Origin of the sequence: Nocardia puris (assembly GCF_003315035.1) — a bacterium.
Lineage (GTDB): Bacteria > Actinomycetota > Actinomycetes > Mycobacteriales > Mycobacteriaceae > Nocardia > Nocardia puris.
The window spans coordinates 1-24208 of record NZ_QNRE01000023.1 but is presented as its reverse complement, the minus strand read 5'-3'; the positions used below and the strand labels follow the sequence as shown (position 1 = coordinate 24208).

The following is a 24208-nucleotide window of genomic DNA, read 5'->3' as shown; positions in this document are numbered from 1 at the left end:
AGTCGACGGTGCGAGGCCGTTCACGTCCGGCCCGCGGGCGCTGATCGGTCGGGCCGGGTGAGGGCACGGCCTCGGTTGCCAGCTTCGCTCGCGGCCCTGCGATGGGAGCAGGGTCGAGGTGCCCCCACCGCACGGACCGAAGCCACTGCGACGAACATGCCCACCGCGAGGTCTTCGGCGGACCATCGCCTCTGTCCGGTTCGGATGGCCACGCGCGAGAATGGTTCCAATGGCCGTACGCCGTCGCGCGCCGTGGCGAACGGCATGTTCACCTACCGCGAGGTCGACCGATGAGCGAGTTGCATCCCCTGGACGGAGGATTCCTGGAGTTGGAGGACGCCGACCGGCACATCAGCCTGGGGATCGGCGCCGTGGCCGTCATGGCGGGACCGGCGCCGACGCGGTCGGAGTTCACCGACTGGCTGACAGCGTGCCTCGACCGCGTCGGGCGCCTTCGCGAGCGGGTGCGGGGGTCGCGGTGGGACGTGGCGGCGCCGGTGTGGGAGGCCGACCCCCATTTCGACCTGGCCCATCATGTTCGCTGGACCGCTCTGCCCGAGCCGAACGACGAATCGGCATTGCGTGAGGTGATCGCCACGGAGCTGGCCGAACGCCTGGACCGCGACCACCCGCTGTGGCGGTGCGTCGTCGTCGAGCACCTGGCGGGTGATCGCTGGGCGCTGATCGTGCAAGCCCATCACGCCATGGTCGACGGGATCTCGGGGATGACCCTGTTCGAGCGGCTGTGTGATCCGGTGGACGACGAGCCCGCGGCGGAGGCATCGCCGAAGTCCCGGGGGCCGGCCGCCAGGTGGTTCGATCTGACGGTCAGGGTGGCACGCCTGCCCGTGGCGGCGCCGCGGTGGGCGATCTCGACCGCGCGCAGCCTCGTGCCGGTGGTGTTCGCCGCTGTCGCGCCGAGCGGGTCGTCCTCGTTGAACGGCCCGATCGGGCGGCAACGACGGTACGTCGTCGCGCGGGCGTCGCTGACCGAGGTGCGCGAGGTCGGGACCGCGTACTCGGCCTCGGTCAACGATGTGGCACTGGCCGCGATCACCTCGGCCTACCGCACGCTGCTCATCCGGCGCGGCGAAGACCCGGCCGCGCGGCGGGTGCGCATCCTGATCCCGGTCTCGGTCCGCGAGAGTACCGCCGACCACGTGCTGGACAATCGCGTGTCTGCCATCATTCCGCACCTGCCCGTCGAGGAATCCGATCCGGTCGCGCGGCTCGCCGCGGTCCACGCCCGGGTCGCGCATCACCGCGCCAGGGGGGAGGCCGACGCCGAACGGTCGATGCTGGTGGTGGCCGAGTCGCTGCCCTACGCGGTCGTCGCGCTGGCCTTCCGGCTGGCGGGGCGTTTCCCGCAGCGCAGCGTCACGGCCCTGGCGACCAACGTGCCCGGCCCGAACCGGCGGCTGACCGTGAATCGGTGTCCGGTACTGGAGATCCTGCCGTGCATCCCGATCGCGATGCGACTGCGTACCACGATCGCGATCCTGAGCTACGAGGATCGGCTCGTCTTCGGGATCACCGGTGACTACGACACGACCCCCGACATCGACGTGCTCGCGGAGGGCATCGAGAGCGGCATCTCCGAGCTGCTGGCCTCGGCCGCGGGTCGCCTCCCCGATCAGCGAGGATGAACGACCATCACGGCTCAGCGGGCATGTTTGGCAAGGGTAGTGTTGTCGAACCGAGTAGAAGCCCCCGGAATGCCCCGGCTGCCCACCACCAGCCGAGCGGTCCGAGACCATTGGAGGAGATGGTGGGCGGGACCGTACCGGTGGACCCCCGGGTTATCCGCACATCGGGAACGTGCGGGACCACTCGGCCCATCGCTCGGCCAACGGGCGGCCTCGACGACCGCCCGTGCGCACTCACCGCCCCGGCCGGCCTCGCTGCGACCACGGAAGGTGCGGCGGGAGGAATCGCTCGTGACTCGATCGGGTTCACCGCGGTCTCGATTCGGTCCGTGAAGCCTGTCGCTCTCGCCGCGAGATCAGGGTTTCTTGGTGGAGAGATAGGTGGTGACGATGACCATGGCCGCGAAAATCGCGGCGATGAGCACCGCGGTGACTGTCCAGCTCATGACGACTCCTTCTCGGTGGGAATTTCCTGGTTCTGATTCTTGGCGCGGGGAAAGTCCGTCGATACGGCACTTCGTCCCCTCGTAGCAGGACGTTGGACCGTCCTGGTCCCCATCGGGCAGTGCCAGAAGACCAACGGTCCGGTCTCGGCAGGACCAACGGCCCTACTTCGATTCGGTGGCGTCTCCGGACGATGGACACGTGACATGTCGAATCCAGTGAGGAGCAGTCATCTTGAACGCGAATACAGGTGACCGGCTGATCACCCCGCGCGGTCACGGGCGAAGCAGGTGATGGCGGTGCCGGGGTGGTATCCGTCGATGGCGTGCCGGTGGAATCGGCGACCGTGGAGCCGAAATCCGCTGATGCGGCCGTCGGATCGAGGGGAGTCTGCGCTGTGGGTCCTGCTCGTGGCCGTGGTGCTGGCGGCGATACCTTTGGCAGGTGCGGTCGGGACGGCGTCCTATTCCGCTGCGGAAGAACGGCTTCGGGACGAGAGAGCACGCTTGACATCGGTCACCGCGACGGTGTGGGAGACCCCGGCGCGCTCGGTGACGATCGGGCCACGTGGCTACGCCGTCGAGCGGTACACCGCACGTGTCGGGTGGTCCGAGGCAGGCCACGGCGGCACCGCCGTCGTCGACACCTCTGCGTCCGCTTCGGCTGGTGACAGCCTGGTGGTCTGGCTTTCCGGCGACGGGCAGCCGGTGCCCGCGCCGGCCGGACCCGGTACCGCGGTGTCGGCCGGGATCAGTGCCGGCGTTGTGACGCTGAGCGCAACAGTGGGCGGTGCGCTGGTGATCGCGTGGGGCGCCCGGCAGTTGCTGGACCGGCGCCGCCACGCGGCGTGGGCGAGCGAGTGGGAACGGTTCGACCACACGACGGGCAAGGAGTCTTCCTGAGCGCCGGCGCGCGGAGGTCTGAGTGTCGGCGGGCCGCGGCTCCCTGTGGACGCCAGGACCGCATCAACCGCTCCACTCGTGTGCGGCCGACGCGAATTCCTCTGCGCCGCACCATCGCATGCACTCTCGGTGACTCGTAGGTGCCGCTGGAACCGATGTGGATATCCATACTCTCGGCCGGCAGCGTCTCGTCCTCGACCCGGCGCTGTGATGGCTGCTGCGCGCGTTCGCGCCACTCGTAGAGGTCGAGGACGCGATGCCCAGGACCCGTAGCGGTAACTCGACCGGGTGTTGACTGCTCAGTTGAGCGAACCGCATGATCACCGCCGGATCAGGCCGTGCTCCGAGGTGAAATACGCACTCGCAGAACGTAATATCTCGTTGCCCCGCCAACTGTGCGACCCGTTGCTCCAACGCGCGGTTCTCGGCGAGCATGTCGGTGGTCGGCCGGGTCTTCGCGTTCGCCGGCGTCGGCATCGGCCTGGCGGATCCCGTTCCGCAACGCCTCGTGATGCCGGACGGGGCGGGCTCAGCGATCATCGCCCGGCGATGATCCGAGCGTGCCGCACCCACATTCAGCGCCCGGCGCGACATCGATGGCGTGGGTCAGGCGGATGCTGCCGCCGTGCATCCGCCCTGGGACTGGGCGGTGGATGAAATGATCTCCACGACAGCCGATCTCGAAGCGTCTTCGCGGCGCGACCGGATGGGCGACCGACGAGTCCCTCGACGCCGGAACACATGGGACAGCGGGCGCCGAGGGGGATCGGCTTCCACTACGTTCTCGACCTGCGGCGTTTCGACCCCAGTGCGGCGACTCGGTGCGGGGCCAGGGATCACGGCTTGGGTGACCGCGCTCGCGATCTATTCGGTACGCCCGGGCTGGGAATGCGGGTCAGCAGGCGAGTGAGTCGAGGTAGGTGGTGAGGGCGATGATCAGGATGACCAGGGCGAGGGTGAGGGTCCCCGTGCGGTTGTGGTCGCGTGCCCTGTCGTTGCCGACCATGGGCCTTTCCTTTCGTCGGGTGCTCGCGGCGGTCCGGTGCGGCGCCGGGTTCAGACGTCGGTGAGGTCGACGCGGTCGCACAGGTCGAAGTGGCCCGCGGCGGGTACGACGATCATCTCCTTGTGGTCACGGCGGCACAGTAGGCGTCCTCGGTGAATTCGCGGGAGTGCGCGAGTTCTCCGGTGATGAACAGCGTAGGGCGAGCAGAACCGGATCTGTGCGCGCCGGGCTTGCGCCGCGACGCCCGCTTCGGAATACTTAGCCACATGGCTAAGTATTCGGAAGCGCTGGACGGGGTGTTCGCGGCCCTGGCGGATCCTTCGCGCCGGGCGGTGGTGCACCGCCTCGGCGCGGGGCCGGCCAGCGTGGGCGAACTGGCCGAGGCGGTGCCGATCACGTTGCCGTCGTTCATGAAGCACATCCGCGTGCTGGAGACCAGCGGGCTGATCCGCACGGTGAAGACCGGCCGGGTGCGGGTGTGCGAACTCGAGCGCGAGCGGTTCGCGCTGGTCGACGACTGGCTGGCCGATCAGCGGCGGCTGTGGGAGGCCAGAACCGATCGCCTCGAGCAGTTCCTCACCGACCCGAAGGAGAACAGCGATGAATCCTGACCTCGACCTCACCCTGCACCGCGTCATCCGCGCCTCGCGGGCCAGTGTCTGGCGGGCCTGGACCGATCCGGCGAGCCTGGCGCAGTGGTGGCTGCCCGCGCCGACCCGGTGCCGCGTCGACCGCCTCGAGGTGCGCCCGGCTGGTGCGTTCGTGACCAGGATGAGCGAGGACGGCGAGACGTTCGTCCCGCACCTGGACGCCTGCTTTCTGCTGGTCGAGCCGGAAGAGCGGCTGGTGTTCACCAACGCCCTCGACGGGGATCGGCGCCCCGCCCAGGGCGCTCCGGTGCCGATGACCGCCGAGATCACCCTGGCCGACCATCCGGGCGGCACCGACTACCGCGTGCTCGTCCGCCACGGTGACCCGGCCGCGCGGGCGCGCCACGAAGAACTGGGCTTCGAGTACGGGTGGGGGACCGTCACCGGTCAGCTGGCCGAACTCGTGGAAAACCCGGTGCGCGCGTGACGCATTCGCCCGCGCGGTTCGTCAGGCCGTTCTGCGCGATCCCGACTGGCGCAGTTCGTCGCTGAGCATCAGCAGTAGCGGCAGATTCGGGATCTTGCCGACGCTCTTGTTCCGGACCACCGGGGACCGGCGATCGATGTGCGGGAAGGTGAGCTGCCCGTTCTTGATATCGGCCGCGCCCACCACCGCCCACGGTGTCGCGCTGCCCTGGTAGCGCAAATGCTGTGTCGTGACGACGATGTCGTCGAAGTCGAGCGATCCGCCCTTGGCCAGCTCCTCGCGCGCCGCGGGGAGCCGCACGGCCGACACGACCTCGTTGACGGCCTGGATCAGCACCGCGAAGCGGTACACGGGGTTCGACGCGTCGGCGTTCGAATCCCATTGCGGGTCACGGTAAGTGCCCTGCGTGCGCATCACGGCTCCGTCGGCCAAGGTGAGGACGTGCTCGAACTCGGTGCCCTTGTACTTGCGTTCCTCGAACTGCGTCGTGATGCGGGTGCGCACCGATTCGATCTCGTCCCATCGGTAACCCCCGGGGCGCTGGTCGATGTCGTAGCGCACGAGACCGGATTCGAACTGGCCGATCAGCAGTTCGCGATCGTTGACGAGCGCGCCCCGCGAGGCGAAGAACGCCGCACGGAACTCGCCGAGCCCGTGGAGCAGGGCCACCGGCTCGAGCTCCGCGCGGGACTCCGCGCCGTCGCCGTCGATCGTGTAGTACCTGCGGCCCTTGCGCATCAGCGACCCGGTGGTGCCGAGCGTCGCGGCGCCCACGAGTCCGCCGAAGGCCATCAGCCAGCCGTTGGGCTCCTGGTAGCGCACCTCGGTGTCGGCGATGTCACCGCACGAGTCACGGCGACCGGCGCCGCCGATCTCGATGCACTCGTCGGTGGACGACACTTCGTTGCCGCCCCACACCAGGACCTCGCGGTCGCCGGGCAGGCCGATCGCGATCAGGATCGCGGCGAAGATCAGTCCACCGAGAAACGTGAGCATCACGGAGAATCTGAGGCGGCGCCTGGATTTCCACGGTGCCATGAGCGGGCTCCCTCCCGTCGAGCCGAGTACGCGCGATTGTAGGGCCGCGACGTTCCAGCGAACAACTCGTTTTCGAGCCTCCACCGCGTAGTCGAAGCGGCGCAGGACGCGGCCGCCGGTGCCGAACGCCTTCACCACCTGGATGCCGTCGGCGTACTCGACGCTCGCCGCGCTGATCCCGCCCTCGGCGGCGATCAGCCGGTTCATATGGGTTGTCTTCATATGGGTTGTCATGGAGCGCATGGAGATTCGATAGAACGGGCCCATCAGTGCCAGCACACTCAGAGCGACGAGCGCCATGCGGAGGTCGACGACCATCAGATAGCCCGCCCCGACCACCATGACGGTGACCGCCCCGGTGAGCTGCCCGAGGGAGTGCGCGATGACCTCGTGCATCTCCTCCAGATCGCCGGTCATCGCGCGTTTGACCGGCCCGACCCCTGTGCGCGGAACCACCAGAGCGGCAGGGCGCCGAGGTGGCGCACGATCCGCGCCCGCAGGTCGTGCAGGATCGCGGCGTCGGCGAAGTGACCCAGGCGCGAGGACTGCACGAACAGCAGCAACCACAGCGCCGCGCCCGCGGAGCCGACGCCGACCCACGTCCACACGGTCGCCGCGGCGTCGGTGGGGTTGTCGAGCATGACGCGGGCGATCTCGGCGACGGCGATATAGGGCACGATGCCCGCGGCGGCGGAGAGGGCCGAGAGGATGCCGCAGGCGATCAAGCGCGGCCGGACGGTGGCGAGCAGCCGCGCGAGGGCGCCCGTGTTCGCGAGTCCGGAGGGCTGGTCGTCGCCGGGCGGGGAGGCGGGTGCCGTGGTCGAGGTGCCCATGGTCTGCTGCGTTCCTCCTGTGGCGTGCGGTCGCCTGTCGAGCGGGGCGCACTGGCCGGCGAGGTAAGGTATGCCTTACCTCGGATCACCGCTTGGCTCTTGAAGTGCGCTTGATGTCAACCGGGCGAGCTCCGTCTTGTCGATCAGGGTGGAGATTGGTTGTTTTCGACAGTTCTCGCGGTCCGGCATGCGTGATGAAAATAAGCGTTCGGTGACGAAACATGCGAGCGGTCGCCTCGGCTACCTACACTGCAAGAGTGTTCGATCCCCTCAGTCTCGCGGTGGGCGCCGGTCTGCTCGGCCTCGGCTGGGTCGTCGGCCGCTTCGGCCACCGGCGGCACACGCGCGCGGCGCGGCGGTCACTCCCCGCGCGCTGCGGCTGCGGCCACGACCTGGCGCTGCACGACCGCGCCACCGGCACCTGTCACGCCGAGATCTCCCGCCGGGCCCCGCACGGGCTGCGCGAATGGGTGCGCTGCAACTGCCGCCGCTACACCGGACCTACCCCGCTCGAGGACGTCTTCGCGCCGCCGATACTGCCGCCCGAATCCTGAACCGCGACAATCGAATCGAACGGCTGGGCGCGGCCTGAAACGCCTCGGACCGATGGACGGTGCGCGGCCCTGCTCGGCCACACCGGATGGTAGGAGCAGTCCGCAGGGGTAGCCGGATCCTCGCCGGTGACGCCGGTGCGTCCATCGGTCCCGGGTGCCGGGCGCGTGATCAGTTGGTGTGCAGCGTGTTTGAGCCGGGAGAGAGTGCCGTGCCATCTCCGGTGACGCGCTGGTGCGTCCATGGGTCCCGGGCGTCAGGCACGTGATCAATTGGTGCGCAGCGTGTTTCGGTGCGCGATCGAGCCGCACGCGCACCCGCCGACCGGCTCGACCGCCATCGGCGCGTTCCTGATCGACACCGTCGCCCGGCGCGGTGAGCGTGTCAGAGCGCTGTCCGGGGAAGCGGTCTCGCGCCGGGTCATTCGGTACGAATCAGTCGAAGGTGCACTCCGAGATCGGTTTGTCCGCCAGCCGGTCCAGCAGGTACATGATGGCGTTGTCCGGGCCGTAGCCGTCGATGAGGTCGGGGCCGAAGTGGTTGGGGATCGTGGTGCCGGGCAGGATCGGGGGCAGGTGGTTGGTGCGGAACGTGACCGTCGCGCCCTTGTCGCACCACTGCTCGGCGAGGCGGCGAGCCTGGCCGTAGGGCACGGTGTCGTCGTTGATTCCGCTGGTGACGAGCACCGGCGTGGTGGGTTTCAGTGTGCCGACGCGGAGTTCGGCGAGCGCGGGCGCCGCCTCGGGGATGGCGTGCAGGTGCTCGGAGAGGCTGCGGCCGTCCAGGGTGAGCGAACTCGTATGCAGGAACGGGTATTTCAGAATCAGGTCGCCGACGCAGGATTCGCTGAGGGTGTTCAGCATCGCGCGCCCGGACGGGCTCGTGACGCGGTCGACCGCGCGCTGCAGGTCGGGGTAGCGGGCGAGCATGCCGTTGATCGTGAACCCGATCGCGCCGCCGATGAGCGCGCCGTCGATGGTGTCCAGGATGGCCGCCAGGTCCGCGACCGGCCCCCCGGCCCAGGTGCCCTTGAGATTCAGTTCCGGCGCGTCGCTCGGCTGCATCTCCGCCGCCGCGGCCGCCGCGCCGCCGCCCTGCGAATAGCCCCAGAACACCACGGGCGTCTCGGGGCCGACGCCGGCCAGCCGGTGGGCGGCGCGGGCGCCGTCCAGGATGGCGTGGGCGCCCTCGATGCGATTGGCGAAGGTGTGGATGCCGGGCGTGCCGAGGCCGATGTAGTCGGTCACGAACACTCGCGCCCCCAGCGCGTGCCACGCGGCCGACGAGGGCAGCTCCTGGTTCGCCGACAGGCCCGGTGGCTCGGTGAACAGCGCCATCCCGGTGGAGAACGCCACCGACATCGCGCACCGGTCGGCCTGGCCGGACGTGCCGGGCCCCACGATCACCGTCGGGCGCGGGCCCGCGCCCTGCCACGGTCCGCCGGCGTCGATGAACGTTCCGGTGACCGCGACCGGCGAACCGTCCTGGAGTCGCGTCGTGTACATGACGCGTTGCGCCTGGCGCGGCCACCCGTCGGCCGAGGGCGGGGTGGCCAGCAGCGGCATCGGCTCGGTCTTGATGATCGCGCCGCGCTCGGCCGGGATCTGGGCGGGCGGCGTGTAGAACGGACCGACCGGGTCGGCGGCGGCCGGTGCGTTCGTGCCGATCAGGGTGAGGCCCGCGGCGCACACCGCGGCGAGAGCCGCGGCCGCCGCCCGCAGTCGCGTGCGCGACCGGGGACGCCAATGCTGTTGCATCAGTTCAACTTTCGTCGACGGTCCGGGCGCCGTCGCCCGGATGTCATGGATCACGTTCCACAGAAGGTATGACCCACCGCTCGGTGGGTCGACGGAACGGTAACATAGTTACTACTCGCGGAGAACGGGGTACCGGGAGGGGCCGACCAGGCGGCGTCAGTCCCGGTTCGACCGGGGGACGTACGGGCCGAGCAGCGCTTCGCCGATGGTGAACGTCTGGGCGTCCGGGCCGCCGGACCGGTGGGTGTAGGGGACGTTGTCGCCGGTCAGGCGGTCGATGAACCGCTCGAGCGCGGGCAGGATCTCGCCGACCTCCAGCGACCCGTCGGCGATGCGATTGAGGAGGCCGTAGGTGAGATTCGACAGGGCGAAGGCGATATCGGCGGCGTAGTCGGGGTCGACACCGGCGAACAGTTCGCTCGCGGTGGGCAGGATGGCCTCGACACCCTGACGGTCGAGGCGCTCGCCGTTGCGACCGGACCTGGCCCGGACGTAGGCCGCGCACATGCGCGGATTCCGGTCCCACGGCACGAAGATGTAGCGCACCATCCGCACGAGCCCGTCGCGCAGCGATTCGCCAGGGGGCGGGGAGGGGATGTCGCCGTAGGCGTTGGCGGCCATCCAGTGTTCGACCGCCGCCAGGATCAGGTCCTCGCGCGTCGGGAACGTCCGGTAGACCGTCGTGAGCGAGACCTGGGCGCGGCGGGCGACCTCGCGCAGTTGCACCGCGTCGTAGCCGTCGGTCTCGAGCAGGTCCAGCACGACGCCGATGATCCGGTCCTCGGCACCGCCGTCGGGCGTTCTGGGCACCCGGGCATCGTATCCGGGCCGGTGGAAGGTGTCGCGGACCGGTCGCGGGTGTGGTCGGCGCGCGCTGCCCGGAAAATCGCTCGCGTGAGATGTTTCGGTACGGAAGTATCCCGCCGGAAGCCGACTCCGGAAGGGACCTGTCATGCGGGACACCGACGCCATCGCCACGAACCGGGCGAACTGGGACGATCGCGCCGACGTGCACGCGCGCTCCGAAATGTACGACGTGGAGGGGTTTCTCGCCGACCCCACGGACATCTCCGTGGTGGTGCGCAACGATCTGTCGGTGCTGGCCCCGCACCTGCCCGCCTCGGGCATCGAGGGACGGTCGCTGCTGCACCTGCAATGCCACATCGGCACCGACACGGTGTCCTGGGCGCGGCTCGGCGCGGTGGACGTGCACGGCCTGGACCTCTCGCCGAACTCGTTGCGCCACGCGGCGCGCATCGCCGAGGCCGACGGGCGCGCCCTCACCTGGGTGGAGGGCGACGCCCGGTTCGCCTCCGCGCTGATCGACCGCCGCTTCGACGTGATCGTCACCAGTGCGGGCACGATCGTATGGTTGCCCGAGCTGGCGAACTGGGCCCGCTCGATCCGCGACCTGCTCGAACCGGGCGGAGTGTTCGTCATCCGCGACGACCATCCGATCCTGGGCGCCATGGACTTCGAGCCATGGACCATCACCGACGACTACCTGGCCGGCGGCGGCGTGCGCACCTACGACGACTCGGGCACGTACACGGCCGGTTCCGAAGGGCAGATCGCCAGCACCACCAACCACGAATGGCGCCACGACCTCGGCGAGATCATCGGCGCGCTCCTGGGCGCGGGCCTGCGCATCGAGGCGGTCGCCGAACTGCCCTACATGGACTGGCCCGGCTTCCCCGATCTGGTACCGAGTGAGCGCGGGTGGGAACTCCCGCCCGGCACACCCCGGATCCCGCTGAATTTCGCGGTGGTGGCGCGGCGCCCGGTGTGAGCGCCGCGCGGTCGCCCGCAGGGGATCGGCGCACCGCGTCGGGCCGAGGTCAGGGCAGGACGTTGGGGATGAGGTGGGGGACCTGTTCGGCGACCGCCGCGCCGAGGAAGGAACCGGCGTAGTAGCCCACGTAGGTGCCGATCACGCCGCCGACGACCGCGCCGCCGATCGTGCCGATCGGCACCGCCGTGCCCGCGGTGGGCAGGGCGAGCGCGGTCGAGAGGGTGGCGCCGGCCGCCCCGTCGACCAGGGCGCCGCCGACACCGCCCGCGACCTGGCCGATCACCGAGCCGAGGAACAGGCCGTTCTGGTTCGCGTCGGCGATGGGCTGCGCGACCACCGGGGCGGTCGAGATCGGCTGCGCGGCAGGGGCGGAGGAAATCTGCTGCGCCGCAGTGGTTTCGACCGGCTCGGCGAACGCCACCTCGCCGGCCGTAACCGTTGGGCTCGCCGCCGCAGCGGCGGGGACGAACGCGGACGCCGCGGCGTCCGCTTCGGTCGCCGCGACGGGCCGGACATCGGGCGCGGAGACCTCCGCCGCGGACTCGACCACCGGGGGCGGCGCGGTGTAGGCCTGCGCGGTCCCGCCGATCCCGAGGCTCGCGGCGACCGGCAGCGCCGCGATCGGAAGTCCGCGCAGCACACTCGCCCGCTGGTTGATCACACGATGCCGACCTGCCATAGGTTTCTCGTCTCCTAGCTCCGAGGCGTCTTGCGTAACGTCGTTTCACTATCGGCGGTAGCGCGCGGGGCGGTACGGCTCTGTGAGCGGACTCGCAGACTCCCCCGGGCGGCTATGAGGCGATCGAGGTGGCGAGCACCATCCGCGCCCCGGTGGCGATCCAGTCGGCGTCGAGACCGGCGAGGAACCGGGCGCGCTTCGCCTCCGCGTCCGGATCGATCGAGGTGGTGTGCGAGAAAGCGGCGGTCGCTGTCGCGTAACGAGTTGCGTTCACGGGGTGGGCTTTTGGGAGTCGAGCGGTGGCATCGAGAAGAGGCGGGGCGCTGCGCCGAGGCGTTGCCGCTCGATCTCGCGGAGTAGGGCGTGCACCGTCGCGTCGGCGGCCAGGCTCGCGTCGAGCGCGACGTTGATCGCGCCGCGCAACAGGGCGTAGGGCTGCCAGCCGGCGGGTGCGATGGTGCGCGGGGCGCGGCGGGCGATGCCGTCGGCGAGGACGCGGGCGGCTTCGGTCGCGGTGATCCGCACGTTCAGCGGCCACGGCAGCAGGGCGTCGAGGCGGCGGCCGAGGTCGTCGGCGTCGAGCATGGCGTGCGTCATCGCGGTGTCGACCACGCCGAAATACGCCACGCCCGCGCTGGCGCCGCTCGCGGCCAGTTCCACCCGCAGCGCGCGGCCGAACTGCTCGACCGCGGCCTTGCTCATCATGTAGGGCGAGCCGCCCATGCCGGGGGCGAACGCCGCGCACGAGGACACCACCACCACGTGCCCGCGCCGCTCGACAATGTGGTTCAGCGCCGGGTGCACGGTGTTGAACACGCCGGTGAGGTTGATTCGCAGGACGCGATCGAAATCGGCGGGGTCCATGGTCCGCACGGTCGCCGGAACCGGGGTGATACCGGCGTTGGCGACGACCACGTCCAAGCGGCCGAACCGGTCGATCACCTGCGATACGGCGCGGGCCATCGCGGCACGATCGCCGACATCGGCCTCGACGGCATGGGCGCGCCTGCCGAGGTCTTCGGCCACCTGGCGTGCGGCGACTGCATCGATATCGACCACGGCGACCGAGGCTCCGCGATCGTGTAGCAGGGTGGCAAGCTCATAACCGATACCTTGCGCGGCGCCGGTGATGAGGACTGTCTTGCCCGCGACGTCGAACCCGCCGCGCGTCAACGGAAGCGCGAGTTTCACTGGACACCAACCCGTTCCGCGACGATATCGACGTCGTAGGACCCGATGTCGAAGTGTTTCGTGCGCCGGCGATACTCGAAACTCCAACTCGGATACAGTCCGGCGTTCTGCCCGTCGGCAGTGGTGTAGTAACTCTGGCATCCACCGGTGAGCCACACGGTTTCGCTACTGCGCCTGGCCATTTCGTCGACGAAGTCGTTCTGCACGGCGGGGCGCAGCTCGACGCGCCGCACGCCCCGGGCACGGAGGGTGACCAATGCGTCGACGATGTAGGCGATCTGCGATTCGATCATGTAGATCGCGGACTGGTTCCCCGCGACACCGAACGGGCCGAGCGTGCAGAAGAAGTTCGGGAACCCGCTCAGCGCGGTGCCGAGATAGGTCTGCGGCCTTTCGCGGTACAGGTCGGCGACACTGCGCCCCGTGCGGCCGGTGATGCGCTCGTAGGCGGTCGGTGTGGAGGTGAACCCGGTGCCGAAGATCAGGGTGTCCACGGGGATCTCGGCGCCCGCGCGGGTGCGGATCGCGTGGGGGAGGACCTCGGCGATGCCGTCGGTCACCACCTCGACGTTGTCGCGCTCCAATGCGGGGAAGTAGGCGTCGGCGAAAATGGCGCGCTTGCAACCGATCACGTAGTCCGGCGTGACCTTCTCACGCAGACGCGTGTCGCGGATCTGACGGAGCAGTTGGGCACGGCCCAGGAGTTCGTAGGGATGGCGGAAACGGTTGTCCACGAACCCGACCAGGCCGAAACCCTCGATGAGCACGTACCAGGTGCCGCGAATGGCCTTGCGCACCAGGGGAACACGGCGTAGCAGCAGCCGTTCGAGGTCCAGTGTGCCGCGATCCATCCGGGGCACGATCCAGGGCGCCGAGCGCTGGAACACCGTCAGCGCGGCCACTTTCGGCGCGATCTCGGGGATGAACTGCACCGCCGACGCACCGGTGCCGATCACGGCGACCCGCTCGCCGGTGAGGTCGTGTTCGTGATCCCAGTGCAGCGAGTGGAATGTCTTGCCCGCGAACGAGTCCAGCCCCGGCAGGTCGGGGTACTTCGCCTCGGTGAACACACCGGCCGCCGAGAGGAAGTAGTCGGCGGTGAGTTCACCCCGCGACGTGCGCAGGCGCCACACCGCCGCGTCCTCGTCCCAGCGCGCTTCCAGGAGTTCGGTGTTCAGCCGGATGTGACGCACCACATCGTGGTCGGTGGCCACCCTGCGCAGATAGGCGAGGATCTCGGGCTGCTTGCCGTAGGTGCGCGACCAGTTCGGATTCGGTGCGAACGAATAGCTGTACAGGTGCGAGGGCACGTCACAGGCGCACCCGGGATAGGTGTTCGCCTGCCAGGTGCCGCCCAGGTCGGCGGCGCGCTCCAGCAGTACCAGATCGCGGAAACCGGCTTCGCGCAGCTTGATCGCCAGGCCGATGCCGCCGAATCCCGCCCCGAGGATGACGATGTGGTGGTGTTCGGTCATGGTCGGCCGATCCTTTCGTGCAGCACGGCGACGACGCCGTCGGATGTTGCGGTCATCGACCTGCCTCCGGGAGGTGTGGATGGGATCAGAGGTCGAGGACGAGCGCGTCGCCCGCGGCGCGGGACACGCAGGTGAGCATGCGGTCGGTGCGTTCGTCCTCCGGCAGGAGGCGGTCGCGATGGTCTACCGCACCCGCCAGCACGCCGGCCTTGCAGGTGCCGCAGAAGCCCTGCCTGCACGAATAGACGACACCGGGCCGCACGCGGCGGATCGCATCGAGCGCGGTCTCCTCGGCGCCGACCCGGACCGTGTGGCCGGAGCGGGCCAGGGTGAGGTCGAAGGCGCGCCCGTCGACCACCGGCAGCGCCGAGAAGCGTTCCGTGTGCAGGGAACCCGTGGGGTTCAGGGCGAACGCGTGACGCTGCGCCGCCTCCAGCACCGGCGGCGGACCGCAGACGTACATGGCCGCGCCCGGTGCGGCGTCGGCGAGGAGCGCGGGAATGTCGGCGAGGCCGGACTCGTCGTCGGGGCGCACGACCGCACCCGCGGGCAGCTCCCCGAGAAACGGCATGGTCGTGCGGGAGCGACCCAAGTAGACGAGCCTGCCGCGTTCTCCCGCCGCGCGCGCCATCGGCAACAGCGGCGTGATGCCGATGCCCGCCGCGAGGAACAGATACGACGGCGCGGACTCGACGTAGGTGAACGCATTGCGCGGCCCGCGGATGCGCAGCCGGTCGCCCGGTCGCAGTGAGTGCATCTCCAGGGAACCGCCGCCACCGTCGGCTATGCGGCGCACCGCGATTCGGTACCGGCGACGATCGCGGGGGTCGCCGCACAGCGAATATTGGCGCTGCCGACCGGAATTCAGGAAGACGTCGATGTGCGAGCCCGGCCGCCACGACGGCAGCGCCGCGCCGCCGGGACGCGCCAGCGTCAGGCTCACCACATCCTCGGCCTCAGGGGAGACGGTGGCGACCACCACGTCGATGTCGAAACCGTGCAGGCGCACCGGATTCGGCCGGGAGAGCGCCGGTGTGGTGACCACCCGCTTGTAGACGCCGAGGACGGCACTCAGGGCGCGTAGTCCCCGCGTCGCCACCGCGCCGGGCGCGGTCATGCCCGCGCCGCCGGTGAATGCGCGAGGTAGCGCAGGGCGTTGTCCATCGAACCCAGTTGCGACGGATGGAATCCCGGGCGCAGGTAGCGCGGCATCTCGGTGAAGAACGTGGTGAAACTCGGGATCACCCCGCGCACCGTGGCGCTGGCGAACTGGTACAGCCAGTTCTTCCCCTTCGCCGGGCTCGGGTCCTTGCGATACAGGTATGCCGTCGATATCACGAAGAGCGGCAACAGAAGTCCGCTCGCGAGCAGCCCGGTGCGGGCGCGGCGCGCGTAGCCCCCGTCGACGTACATGTAGGCGTCGAACACCACGCTGCGGTGCTCGACCTCCTCGGCCCCGTGCCAGCGCACCAAGTCGAGCATGGTGGGGTGCATCCCGGCGCGCGGCAGTGCGTCGGCTTCGAGCAGCCACTCGCCGATCACGGCGGTGAAATGCTCCATGCCCGCGAACAACCCGAGCCGTTCCTTCAGCCACTCCCGTTTGGCGGCGCCGCTGAGACCGTGATCGCCGAGCACGTTGTCGGCCAGCCAGGCCACCTTCGCCACGAACGAGGCGACATCGAGGCCGAGCGACTGGAGATGGTCGCGCGCACCCTCGTGACTGCTCGCGTGCATGGATTCCTGGCCGATGAACCCGGCCACCTCCTCGCGCAGGCGCTCGTCCTCGATGAGCGGCATCGCCTCGGCCAGACAGGCCGCCATGGCACGTTCGCCCTCCGGCAGCACCAGGTGCATCACGTTGGTGACGTGCGTCGCGAGCACCTCGCCGGGGATGTAGTGCAGGGGGACCGTGGAGAAGTCGAAGTGGACGTCACGCGCGTGGATGGCGTGGGCTTCGTCCTGATAGGAGCGCCTCGTCGCGCTGTCGTCAGCCATGGATCTACGCTAACAAAGCAACATATTTCATGGCAATGTTGCAGCCACAAATCATTCGTGTTTGTTGCAGAAGCCTCGGCTACTGTTACCGTTGAGCCGTGCCTTCCCCCGCCGAGACCTCGCCCGATGTGTCCGCCGCCGACACCATCGAGGAGCGCATTCTCGACGGGGCGCTGGCGCAGTTCGAGCGGGTGGGCGTGAAGAAGTCGACGATCGAGGACATCGCGCGCCGGGCCGGGGTCGATCGCGTGACGGTCTACCGGCGCATCGGTTCCCGCGATGACGTGGTGCGCGCCGTGACCGCGCGCGAGGTGCGGCGGTTGCTCACCGAACTCGACGAGATCCCCGAACGGCACGAAACCCTCGACGACATCGTCGCGGACGTGTTCGTCACCGTGATCACGCGCTGGCGCACGCACCCGCTGATCGAGCGCCTGCTCGCCCTCGAGCCGGAACGGTTGCTCGGGCAGGTGACCACCGAGGGCGGACCGCCCTTCCTGATGTCGGTCACCACGACCGTCGCGATCCTGCGTCGCGCGGTCGAACGCGGCCTGTGCCCCGACCACCCCGATCTCACCGATCGTGTCGAAATCGCTTGCCGCGTAGTGCATTCCCTCATCGTGCAACCCGTGGGCGCGATCGACCTGGACTCCGCCGAACGGCTCGACTCCTTCGCCCGCACCTACCTGGTGCCCATCCTCAGCCGCTGATACCGGCCGTGTCGAACGCGGGCGGACCGAAGCGATTCCGCGATCGACCGGGTGCCCGCACCCAGCGTGCGAGCCGGCGACCACGTCGGTGTGCGTGCCGGTGAACGCGTCGGCGTGTGTGCCGGGTGACCGCCCCGGCATTCGAGCCGGCAACGCGCCGGCGCCCGGCCCCTCGAGCGAGGAACCGGGCGCCGGCTTGCGGTTGTCGCGCGGCGGCACTCAGCCGCCGACGGCCTCCTGATCCGACGCCATCGGCAGCAGGCGCTGCAGGACGTCGGTGATGGTGAGCAGACCGACCAGCTCGCCCGCGTCGGTGGTGACGACGGCGAGATGGTTGCGGGTCTCCCGCATGGTGCGCAGCGCCTCGTAGACCGGCGTCGTCGCGGTGAGGGTGGTCACCGGACGCAGCAGGTCGACGGCGGTGGTGCCCGGCGCGGCCGTGAGGCTGTCGCGCACGTGCACGAAGCCGCGGATCGCCGCGCCGTCACGCACCAGCAGGCGCAGGTGGCCGGTGGTGCGCGACGCCGTCTGGATGTCCTCGGCGGTGGCGCTCGGGGTGACCGCGCTCGGCGTGGTGTCGGCCCGCGCGATATCGCCCACCGTGAGCTGCTCCAATTCCAGCGCGCTGGTGAGGTTGCCGTGGTAACGCTCGTCGAGCGTGCCCGCGGTCGCGGAATGCTCCACCAGGTGGCGCAGCGCGGCCGGGTCCTGACCGGACTCGACCTCGTTCACCGGGGTGACGCCCACCTTCACCAGGCACCAGTTCGCCGCGTGGTTCAACGCGACCAGCAGCGGACGGGTGAACCACATGAACGCCCGCATCGGGATCGCCAGCAGCGTGGCCGACTTCTCCGGATGCGCGATCGCCCACGATTTCGGTGCCATCTCGCCGACCACCAAGTGCAGGAACGTCACGATGATCAGCGCCAGCACGAATCCGGCCACATCGGCCGCCCACAGCGGCGCGCCCCACGTCTCGAACAGAGGTGTCAGCCAGTGGTGCACCGCCGGTTTCGTGATCGCGCCGAGCGCTAGCGTGCACACCGTGATGCCCAGCTGCGAGCCGGCCAGCAGCACGGACAGCTCCGTGGAACTGCGCAATGCCGCCCGGGCCGAACGGCTGGTAGCCGCGGCGTCCTCGAGCCGGTGCTTGCGGGCGGCGATGAGGGCGAACTCCACCGCGACGAAGAACGCGCTGGACGCGATCAAACCGATCGTGACTACGACGATGACGACGGGATTACTCATCGTCGACCTCCCGCACGGTCAGCAGTACCGAGGACGGCACGTACTTGTCGACCGCTCTGACCTCCGCGATCACCGTGCGCCGTGGCGGCGGTTCGTCGGTGAGGAATTCGTGGCCATTGGGCGGCAGCGGGATCTCGACACGTTCGCCGACCTCGGGCAGGCTGCCCGACGCGGCGATGACCAGGCCCGCGATGGTCTCGTAGTCGCCCTCGGGCAGCGCCAGGTCGAGCAGGCGCTCCACCTCGTCGAGGTGCAGGTCGCCCGCGACGAGCCAGCCGTCCCCGGCCTCCACGATCGGGGACTCGGTGCCGGTGTCGTGCTCGTCGTCGATCTCGCCGACCAGTTCCTCGGCGATGTCCTCGATGGTGACGACGCCGGCGAACCCGCCGTACTCGTCCACCACCAAGGCCATCTCCTCCTTGGCGGCGCCCAGTTCGGTGACCACCTGGGTGAGCGGCACCGACTCCGGCACCAGCACCGCGGGCCGCGCGCGGTCGCCCGCCGTGCCCGTGGCCGGTCCACCCAGCAGGTCGTGCAGGTGGATCACGCCGCGCAGGTCGTCGCTGGAGGCGCCGACCACCGGATAGCGGGTATGCCCGGTGCTCATGCGCACCAGTACGTCGGCCACCGGCTCGTCGACGTGCACGGTGTCGACGCGGGCGCGGGGGATCATGGCGTGCTCGGCCGTGACGGTCGGGAAGTCCAGGATCCGGTCCAGCAGGGTGGACAGCTCCGGCGGCAGCTCGCCCGCGTCACGCGAGGCGGCCACGATGTGCTCGAGGTCACGCGGCGTGGCCGAGTGCTCGACGTCGTGGACCGGCTCGATGCGCAGCAGGCGTAGCAGCGCATTGGAGGACTGGTCGAACAGCCAGATCAGCCAGCCGAACAGGCGCAGGTAGACGGTGGTGGACATGGCCAGCCAGCGGGCCACCGGTTCGGGCCTGGCGATGGCGAGGTTCTTGGGGAACAGCTCGCCGAACAGCATCTGGACGATGGTGGAGAAGGCGATGGCCAGAACCGCACCGATCCCGACGCCGACGGCGGTCGGGATGCCCACCCCGCCGAGCAGCTCACCGAATCCGCGGCCGATGAGCGGCTCGGCGACGTAGCCGACGAGCAGGCCGGTGACGGTGATGCCCAGTTGGGCGCCGGACAGCATGAAGGAGGTGCGGCGAGTGACGGTCAGGGCGCGCGCCGAGGCGCTGTCGCCCGCTTCGGCTCTGGCTTTGAGCCGGGATCGGTCCACCGCCATATAGGCGAATTCTTGAGCGACGAAGTATCCGGTCAGGGCCGTGATGAGAAGCACGACCACGATGCCGAGGAGGATGCTCACCACGGTCACCGCGACATCACCCGGTGGGCAGATCGCGGAGGGGGATCATCCGGGGGCGGGCAGGGTTTTCGGTGTTTGCGCGAGGCGCGTTTCATGATCTCTCTTCTGTAGCGGATGCCGACGCCACCGAGAGTAGGACAAATCGAACCGATCGGCATGCACCGACGCCCTCTTTCGGTGTGATGTCGAGCGGCGCCCGGGCGAGGGGCGCGGCGCGCGGGTGAACCGCCGGACGACTTGGCCGCCGTCCACTGGCCGCGGCCCGGAGCTACCACTTCGGGTATCCACGTGGGTATGACTCTTGGGTATCCTTGGTGTATCCAGTCCAGGAGGTGTGCCATGAGTTCCGCGATGTCATCCATGAAGGTGGAGCAGGCGGTGCGTGAGCGGGTGAGCGCGCTGGCGCAAGCGGAGGGGCGGACCGTCTCGCAGACCATCGCCAATCTGCTCGACGAGCATGATCGCCGGATGCGATTCGCCGCCGTCGCCGCCGCGTACGCGGCGGCGGATACGGAGTACGCCGATGAAGTCGCGGCGTGGGACGGAGCGCTCGAAGACGGACTGGACGACGCCGAGTGAGCGCCGCGTCGCGGTTCCGGCCGGGTGATGTCGTCTGGACCGATCTCTCGCCGACCAAAGGTCGTGAGCAGAGGGGGCGTCGGCCGGCGGTGATCATCTCCACCACCGACTATCTGCGAGCGGTGCGCGATCTGGTGATCGTGGTCCCGGTGACCACCACCGATCGCGCGTGGCCGCATCATGTCCGGCTGCGCGGCGAGGCGGTCGGGTTGAAAGCTTCCTTCGCCATGACCGAGCAGCCACGGACGATCAGCACCGCCAGGATAGCCGGAATCGCCGGCACGGTCGATGCGCGGACGCTGGGCGCCATTCGGCGGTGGATCAGCGATTTCGCCGTGATGGAGGCTTAGCCGGAGGCGGGTGGCGGCCGATCGGTCGCCACCCGCTGCGCTCATTCGGCAGGGCCGGTCCGTTCGGCGACCAGCTCGCGGGTCGGGTCGTCCAGGCGGTCGCCCAACGCGCGCAGGACTCGTTGCGCCGCAGGGCTTTCCGCGCCGTCGAGGAGCGCGCCGACCAGGTTGCCGCCGCCACGGGACAGGCCGTCGGCGAGGGGCTGGAGCAGGGCGTCGTCGACGGCCGAGAGGGCGGAGAGCAGTTCCTCGACCGCGCCCTCGCGCACGGCGACGGCCAGCACGCGGTCGACGGCCGCCTCGTCCAGATCGGACAGGAAATCGCGGGTGATCTCCTCGGCCAGGGGGGATTCCAGCCGGGAGAGCACCGAGATGCCGGCGACCAGGGTGTCGTCGGAGCCGGTGAGCGAGGCGCGGACAATCCGGAGCCTGCGCTGTTCGGGCAGCACCCGGACGATGTCGTTGAGCCGGTCGGTCGACGGGGTGAGCGCCGCGGTGTGCAGCAGGCCCACGTCGTCGGTGATGCCGCGCTCGAAACCGCGGATCAGCTCGTCGGTGGCGTACTCCACGAAACGCGACGCGGTGGTGTACTCCTTGCGACGCAGCAGCTCGTTCGCGCCGGGCACCAGCACCTCGGCGGGCAGCCGGGGCGCGAGCACCGGGATGGCCCTGGGGTCCAGGAACGGCGCGGCGTCGGCCATGTACTCGGCGGTGAGTTCGGCGAGCAGGCCCGCCGCGCGATCGGGGTGGTCCAGTCCCACGGCGCCGCCGGCGCGCCCGCCGACCTCGGGCGGGATCGCCTTCAGCGCCACCTTGGCGGCCAGCGCGTTGGGCACGAGCGGCGCGAGTTTGCTGACGCGGGCGAAGGTGGCCGCGTGCGCGTCGAAGAGGTGATCGGAGATGCGTTCGCGCAGTTCGCGCAGGTCCTGGGCCCCGAGGCGCTCGAGGCTCGCCAGCTCCTCCGGGGCCACGTCGAGGGTCTGGGCGAGGATGCGCAGCTGCCCGCGGGTGCGCAGATCGGTCATGGGTCCTACCTCCCGAACAGGATCTTGCGCGCGGGGATGCGCACCAGGCGCGGCAACACCTCGAGCGCGCTGTTGATCGCGCTGTCGAGGCTCTGCTGCTGCCGCGTCTGCGCGCGCCGCAGCGACGCGAGCAGTGTCGTCGCCTCCTCATCGCTGAGGCGGTCGATGATCTCGCGCGGTTCGGCGAGCACGGCCCGCAACTCGCTTCTCGGATCACTCATTCGAGGGGTTCTCCTCATGGTCGGTTGAACTCGGTTACGCGGTGCGGGCTCGTGGCCCGGCAAGTGATTCGGTGTGGGAGGCGGTCGATCTCGGCGGATTCCGGCACGATCGCGGGGTGGAGTACAGGCATCCGTGATGGCAGGCAACTCGCCGCGAGCCGGTCGGCGGTGAGTTCCGTGTCGGGACAGGGCATCTCGCCGCCCGACATCGGGGTGAGCTGGAAGCCGTGCGGATCGGCGCCGGCGGGCGGCTCGGGTGCGACACCCCCGGCTGGCGCGCACTGCCGCCGTTCCGAGCGGATCGCACCAAGCGTGAACGCCGAGCGCGTGGGGCCCGCCGCGGGAGGCCGTCGGCGACGTCGTGCGCGGCGAATGCGCGGTCTGCGACGTCATCGGGCAGCTCCTCGGTATGGTGTCACCTCGCCGCGTGGCCCGCACGCCGTCATCGGCGTGTGGTGATCCGCTTGTGGCCCAGTGCTTTTCGCGTGGCTACGCGCAGTGCGCGGCGGCCGTGTCACCGGCGCGGCCGCACGCCGCGGTGCTGTGGTCGAGGCTCAGTATCGACAACCGTCTGGGTCGGTGTCACTGCATCGGTGGGAGAAACGGGCCCTCGAGATTTGTCTCCCGAAACAAACGAGGAGTTCAGGAAGGCGCGTCGTTCTCGCTCACCGTCTGAGGCGGATAGAGCCGGTAGACGGTCAGCGCGGCCGCCAGCAGGCGCGATTCCCCGGGGTCGGACGGATCGAATCCGGTGAGCTCACCGATGCGGCGCAGCCGGTAGCTGAAGCTGTTCGGATGCAGATGCACCTCGGCGGCGGCCGCCTTGCGGTCGGAACCGTGCTTGATGTGCGCTTCCAGCGCGTCGATCAGATGCGGATGCGCGACGAGCGGAATGATGCGCTGCGCCAAGCGATCCCGCGACCGGCCGGGCCGCGTCAGCTGGTATTCGAGCATGAAGTCGTCGAGGAGGTAGGTACCGGTGGGTCGCGAGAGAGCTTGGGCCAGCCCGCCGATCTCGGAGGCCTCGGCGGCGGCCGCGGTGAGATCGGCGGACGGCACGGTCCCCGCGTCGATGACGATGACGTCCGCGCCGACTTTCGCGGCGAGATCGGCGGCGAGATTCGCATACGGCGCGTGCTGGGCCGACGGCGCGAGGGCGGGCAGCAGCGCGACCCCGTTGTTGCCGTCGAAGGTGTTGAGCGCGGTGGTGCCGGCGAGGGTGTCCAGGGCCTGCTGCACCAGCCGGACTCGCTTGCGCGTCACGGCGTTCACGGCGAGTGGAACGGTCTTGTCGAAACGGCCGATACGCAGGGCGAGCACGTCGTAGGTCTCGGCCACGGTGATATCGGCGCGCGCCGCCAGTTCGGTGGTGTCGGCGCCCTTCAGCAGGGCCGCGCACAGGGCGCGCCGGGCTTCGCGCTCGGTGCCGTAGATGGATCGTTCCACCTCCGTGTGCGCCTCGGCCATCGCCATGGTGAGGAGCGTGGCGATTTCCAGCAAGCGGTCGGAGAACGCGAAGAGGTCGGGCAGATCCTCGGGTTCGGCCGCCGTCCGCGCCTCCTGCCAGAGCCGGACCGACCAGCCGTACACCGACCGGATCAGAAGCTTCAGCGGAATCCGGTCTTCGGCGAGCTGCCGCACCGTGGCGCCGACGACGTCGTCGAACTCCTCGGCGGTGAGCGAGCGCTGCTCCTCGATCGATCGGAGGACCGCTGCGGTCATCTGCACGATGGTCGGCATGAGCTCGTCGTGAAAGTGCCCCTGGGGCAACGCTTCTGTGCCGGGGACCGCCGCCAGGCCCGCCTCGAACAAGGCGTCCAGGAGGTCGGGAAGCCGGGGGAGGATGCGGCCGATGATCGGTGCGTCGATCGTGAGGTGGTGCTGGGGATCGAACATGGCGGCATTGTGGTCGCCCGCCCCGATTGCTGCAAATTGCCTGCCGCGCCCGGCGCCGGTAACGCAGGATGCCGGTGTCCCGAAATCGGGGACGGGACGCCCGCGTGTGGTGCACAATCCGGTAGCACCGGGGAGTTAGTCTTCGGGCACTAATCGGCCGGGGTGATCTTCTTGCCGACGTGCAGTGACAGTCCTCCGGTGAGCGCATAGATTCGGACACCGGCTCGACTATGGCTCGGGTCACAGATTTCAGCGGGCGGGAAGGACGGCAGGCTTTGGTGGGAACTTTCCGCGGCACCGGGCAAACGCCGGAGGTTCCCCCGTTCGAGAAGCCGGGCTCGCCAGTGTTGCGGGTAGTTCGCGACAATTTCTCGGACACGGTGGTGTCGTCGTTGCGGACGTTCGGTCGTGCGGTGGGGATGGCGCAGGAGTCGGTGGCTGGAACGGTGGGTGACTTGG

24 protein-coding genes and 2 pseudogenes are annotated in these 24208 nt (G+C 69.7%); 10 read left to right on the top strand and 16 right to left on the bottom strand.

Features of this window, described 5'->3' with window-relative positions; genetic code table 11:
* Positions 1-290 precede the first annotated feature (290 nt).
* Together DFR74_RS32730 and DFR74_RS37505 are read left to right on the top strand one after the other, a co-directional pair.
* Positions 291-1646 carry a wax ester/triacylglycerol synthase family O-acyltransferase gene (locus DFR74_RS32730; protein WP_067512519.1) on the top strand — a complete coding sequence of 452 codons (1356 nt, stop codon included), beginning with the start codon at positions 291-293 and terminating at the stop codon, positions 1644-1646.
* Between the two features lie 737 nt (positions 1647-2383).
* Positions 2384-2953, top strand: a pseudogene (locus DFR74_RS37505) (Rv1733c family protein); the annotation flags it as partial.
* Here the strand turns inward: DFR74_RS37505 and DFR74_RS38240 are convergent.
* Positions 2841-3161: an IS3 family transposase gene (locus tag DFR74_RS38240; protein ID WP_084538026.1), complete on the bottom strand. Its 321-nt coding sequence runs from the start codon at positions 3159-3161 to the stop codon at positions 2841-2843. The pseudogene DFR74_RS37505 and the gene DFR74_RS38240 overlap by 113 nt on opposite strands.
* 1103 nt (positions 3162-4264) lie before the next feature.
* Between DFR74_RS38240 and DFR74_RS32720 the strand changes: the two genes are divergently transcribed.
* Both DFR74_RS32720 and DFR74_RS32715 read left to right on the top strand, forming a co-directional pair.
* On the top strand, positions 4265-4609 hold the full coding sequence (locus tag DFR74_RS32720; protein WP_067512515.1) for an ArsR/SmtB family transcription factor: 345 nt from the start codon (positions 4265-4267) through the stop codon (positions 4607-4609).
* A complete protein-coding gene (locus DFR74_RS32715) occupies positions 4599-5075 on the top strand; it encodes an SRPBCC domain-containing protein (RefSeq protein ID WP_067512513.1) in 477 nt (158 codons plus the stop codon). The genes DFR74_RS32720 and DFR74_RS32715 overlap by 11 nt, the downstream gene beginning before the upstream one ends.
* A gap of 21 nt (positions 5076-5096) precedes the next feature.
* Here the strand turns inward: DFR74_RS32715 and DFR74_RS36830 are convergent, their stop codons facing one another.
* Both DFR74_RS36830 and DFR74_RS37500 read right to left on the bottom strand, forming a co-directional pair.
* Positions 5097-6530: a DUF6585 family protein gene (locus DFR74_RS36830; RefSeq protein ID WP_232331861.1), complete on the bottom strand. Its 1434-nt coding sequence runs from the start codon at positions 6528-6530 to the stop codon at positions 5097-5099.
* On the bottom strand, positions 6527-6946 hold the full coding sequence (locus DFR74_RS37500; RefSeq protein WP_232331860.1) for a hypothetical protein: 420 nt from the start codon (positions 6944-6946) through the stop codon (positions 6527-6529). Before DFR74_RS37500 ends, DFR74_RS36830 begins: the two co-directional genes overlap by 4 nt.
* Before the next feature lie 257 nt (positions 6947-7203).
* On the opposite strand from DFR74_RS37500, the gene DFR74_RS32705 reads away from it, so the two are divergent.
* A complete protein-coding gene (locus DFR74_RS32705; RefSeq protein ID WP_067512511.1) occupies positions 7204-7500 on the top strand; it encodes a hypothetical protein in 297 nt (98 codons plus the stop codon).
* A gap of 432 nt (positions 7501-7932) precedes the next feature.
* Here DFR74_RS32705 and DFR74_RS32700 read toward each other — a convergent pair whose 3' ends face one another.
* Together DFR74_RS32700 and DFR74_RS32695 are read right to left on the bottom strand one after the other, a co-directional pair.
* Positions 7933-9255 carry a lipase family protein gene (locus DFR74_RS32700; protein WP_084538024.1) on the bottom strand — a complete coding sequence of 441 codons (1323 nt, stop codon included), beginning with the start codon at positions 9253-9255 and terminating at the stop codon, positions 7933-7935.
* A 156-nt stretch (positions 9256-9411) separates the two neighbouring features.
* Positions 9412-10065, bottom strand: coding sequence for a TetR family transcriptional regulator (locus DFR74_RS32695; RefSeq protein WP_067512509.1), 654 nt, complete (start codon positions 10063-10065; stop codon positions 9412-9414).
* Positions 10066-10207: 142 nt separating this feature from the next.
* Here DFR74_RS32695 and DFR74_RS32690 point away from each other — a divergent pair, with 142 nt between their 5' ends.
* On the top strand, positions 10208-11044 hold the full coding sequence (locus DFR74_RS32690) for a class I SAM-dependent methyltransferase (protein WP_067512507.1): 837 nt from the start codon (positions 10208-10210) through the stop codon (positions 11042-11044).
* Positions 11045-11093: 49 nt separating this feature from the next.
* Here DFR74_RS32690 and DFR74_RS32685 read toward each other — a convergent pair whose 3' ends face one another.
* The 6 genes from DFR74_RS32685 to DFR74_RS32665 all read right to left on the bottom strand — a co-directional run bounded on the left by DFR74_RS32685 (position 11094) and on the right by DFR74_RS32665 (position 16387).
* A complete protein-coding gene (locus tag DFR74_RS32685) occupies positions 11094-11726 on the bottom strand; it encodes a hypothetical protein (protein ID WP_147266018.1) in 633 nt (210 codons plus the stop codon).
* A gap of 112 nt (positions 11727-11838) precedes the next feature.
* Positions 11839-12000 (bottom strand): hypothetical protein, encoded by a 162-nt coding sequence (locus DFR74_RS36395; protein WP_157115864.1) that lies wholly within the window; start codon positions 11998-12000, stop codon positions 11839-11841.
* Positions 11997-12917 carry a short-chain dehydrogenase/reductase gene (locus DFR74_RS32680; RefSeq protein WP_067512503.1) on the bottom strand — a complete coding sequence of 307 codons (921 nt, stop codon included), beginning with the start codon at positions 12915-12917 and terminating at the stop codon, positions 11997-11999. The genes DFR74_RS36395 and DFR74_RS32680 overlap by 4 nt, the downstream gene beginning before the upstream one ends.
* Positions 12914-14392 carry a flavin-containing monooxygenase gene (locus DFR74_RS32675; RefSeq protein WP_067512501.1) on the bottom strand — a complete coding sequence of 493 codons (1479 nt, stop codon included), beginning with the start codon at positions 14390-14392 and terminating at the stop codon, positions 12914-12916. The genes DFR74_RS32680 and DFR74_RS32675 overlap by 4 nt, the downstream gene beginning before the upstream one ends.
* A gap of 85 nt (positions 14393-14477) precedes the next feature.
* Positions 14478-15509 carry a PDR/VanB family oxidoreductase gene (locus DFR74_RS32670; protein ID WP_067512499.1) on the bottom strand — a complete coding sequence of 344 codons (1032 nt, stop codon included), beginning with the start codon at positions 15507-15509 and terminating at the stop codon, positions 14478-14480.
* Positions 15506-16387 (bottom strand): metal-dependent hydrolase, encoded by an 882-nt coding sequence (locus DFR74_RS32665; RefSeq protein WP_067512497.1) that lies wholly within the window; start codon positions 16385-16387, stop codon positions 15506-15508. The genes DFR74_RS32670 and DFR74_RS32665 overlap by 4 nt, the downstream gene beginning before the upstream one ends.
* 98 nt (positions 16388-16485) lie before the next feature.
* Here DFR74_RS32665 and DFR74_RS32660 point away from each other — a divergent pair, with 98 nt between their 5' ends.
* Positions 16486-17097: a TetR/AcrR family transcriptional regulator gene (locus DFR74_RS32660; protein WP_067512495.1), complete on the top strand. Its 612-nt coding sequence runs from the start codon at positions 16486-16488 to the stop codon at positions 17095-17097.
* A 219-nt stretch (positions 17098-17316) separates the two neighbouring features.
* Here the strand turns inward: DFR74_RS32660 and DFR74_RS32655 are convergent, their stop codons facing one another.
* Together DFR74_RS32655 and DFR74_RS32650 are read right to left on the bottom strand one after the other, a co-directional pair.
* Positions 17317-18345, bottom strand: a complete 1029-nt coding sequence (locus DFR74_RS32655) for a hemolysin family protein (RefSeq protein ID WP_067512494.1) — start codon at positions 18343-18345, stop codon at positions 17317-17319.
* On the bottom strand, positions 18338-19687 hold the full coding sequence (locus tag DFR74_RS32650; RefSeq protein ID WP_067512491.1) for a hemolysin family protein: 1350 nt from the start codon (positions 19685-19687) through the stop codon (positions 18338-18340). The genes DFR74_RS32655 and DFR74_RS32650 overlap by 8 nt, the downstream gene beginning before the upstream one ends.
* Before the next feature lie 330 nt (positions 19688-20017).
* Here DFR74_RS32650 and DFR74_RS32645 point away from each other — a divergent pair, with 330 nt between their 5' ends.
* Both DFR74_RS32645 and DFR74_RS32640 read left to right on the top strand, forming a co-directional pair.
* Positions 20018-20257 (top strand): hypothetical protein, encoded by a 240-nt coding sequence (locus tag DFR74_RS32645; protein WP_067512490.1) that lies wholly within the window; start codon positions 20018-20020, stop codon positions 20255-20257.
* A complete protein-coding gene (locus DFR74_RS32640; RefSeq protein ID WP_067512488.1) occupies positions 20254-20607 on the top strand; it encodes a type II toxin-antitoxin system PemK/MazF family toxin in 354 nt (117 codons plus the stop codon). Before DFR74_RS32645 ends, DFR74_RS32640 begins: the two co-directional genes overlap by 4 nt.
* Positions 20608-20648: 41 nt before the next feature.
* On the opposite strand, the gene DFR74_RS32635 is transcribed toward DFR74_RS32640, so the two are convergent.
* From DFR74_RS32635 to DFR74_RS32625, 3 genes are all read right to left on the bottom strand, one after another.
* Positions 20649-21632, bottom strand: coding sequence for a hypothetical protein (locus DFR74_RS32635; RefSeq protein WP_067512486.1), 984 nt, complete (start codon positions 21630-21632; stop codon positions 20649-20651).
* 5 nt (positions 21633-21637) lie between these two features.
* Positions 21638-21853: a hypothetical protein gene (locus DFR74_RS32630; RefSeq protein ID WP_067512484.1), complete on the bottom strand. Its 216-nt coding sequence runs from the start codon at positions 21851-21853 to the stop codon at positions 21638-21640.
* A gap of 642 nt (positions 21854-22495) precedes the next feature.
* On the bottom strand, positions 22496-23749 hold the full coding sequence (locus DFR74_RS32625; protein WP_067512482.1) for a PucR family transcriptional regulator: 1254 nt from the start codon (positions 23747-23749) through the stop codon (positions 22496-22498).
* Positions 23750-24027: 278 nt separating this feature from the next.
* Between DFR74_RS32625 and DFR74_RS37495 the strand changes: the two are divergent.
* Positions 24028-24208 (top strand): annotated as a pseudogene (locus DFR74_RS37495) (hypothetical protein); the annotation flags it as partial.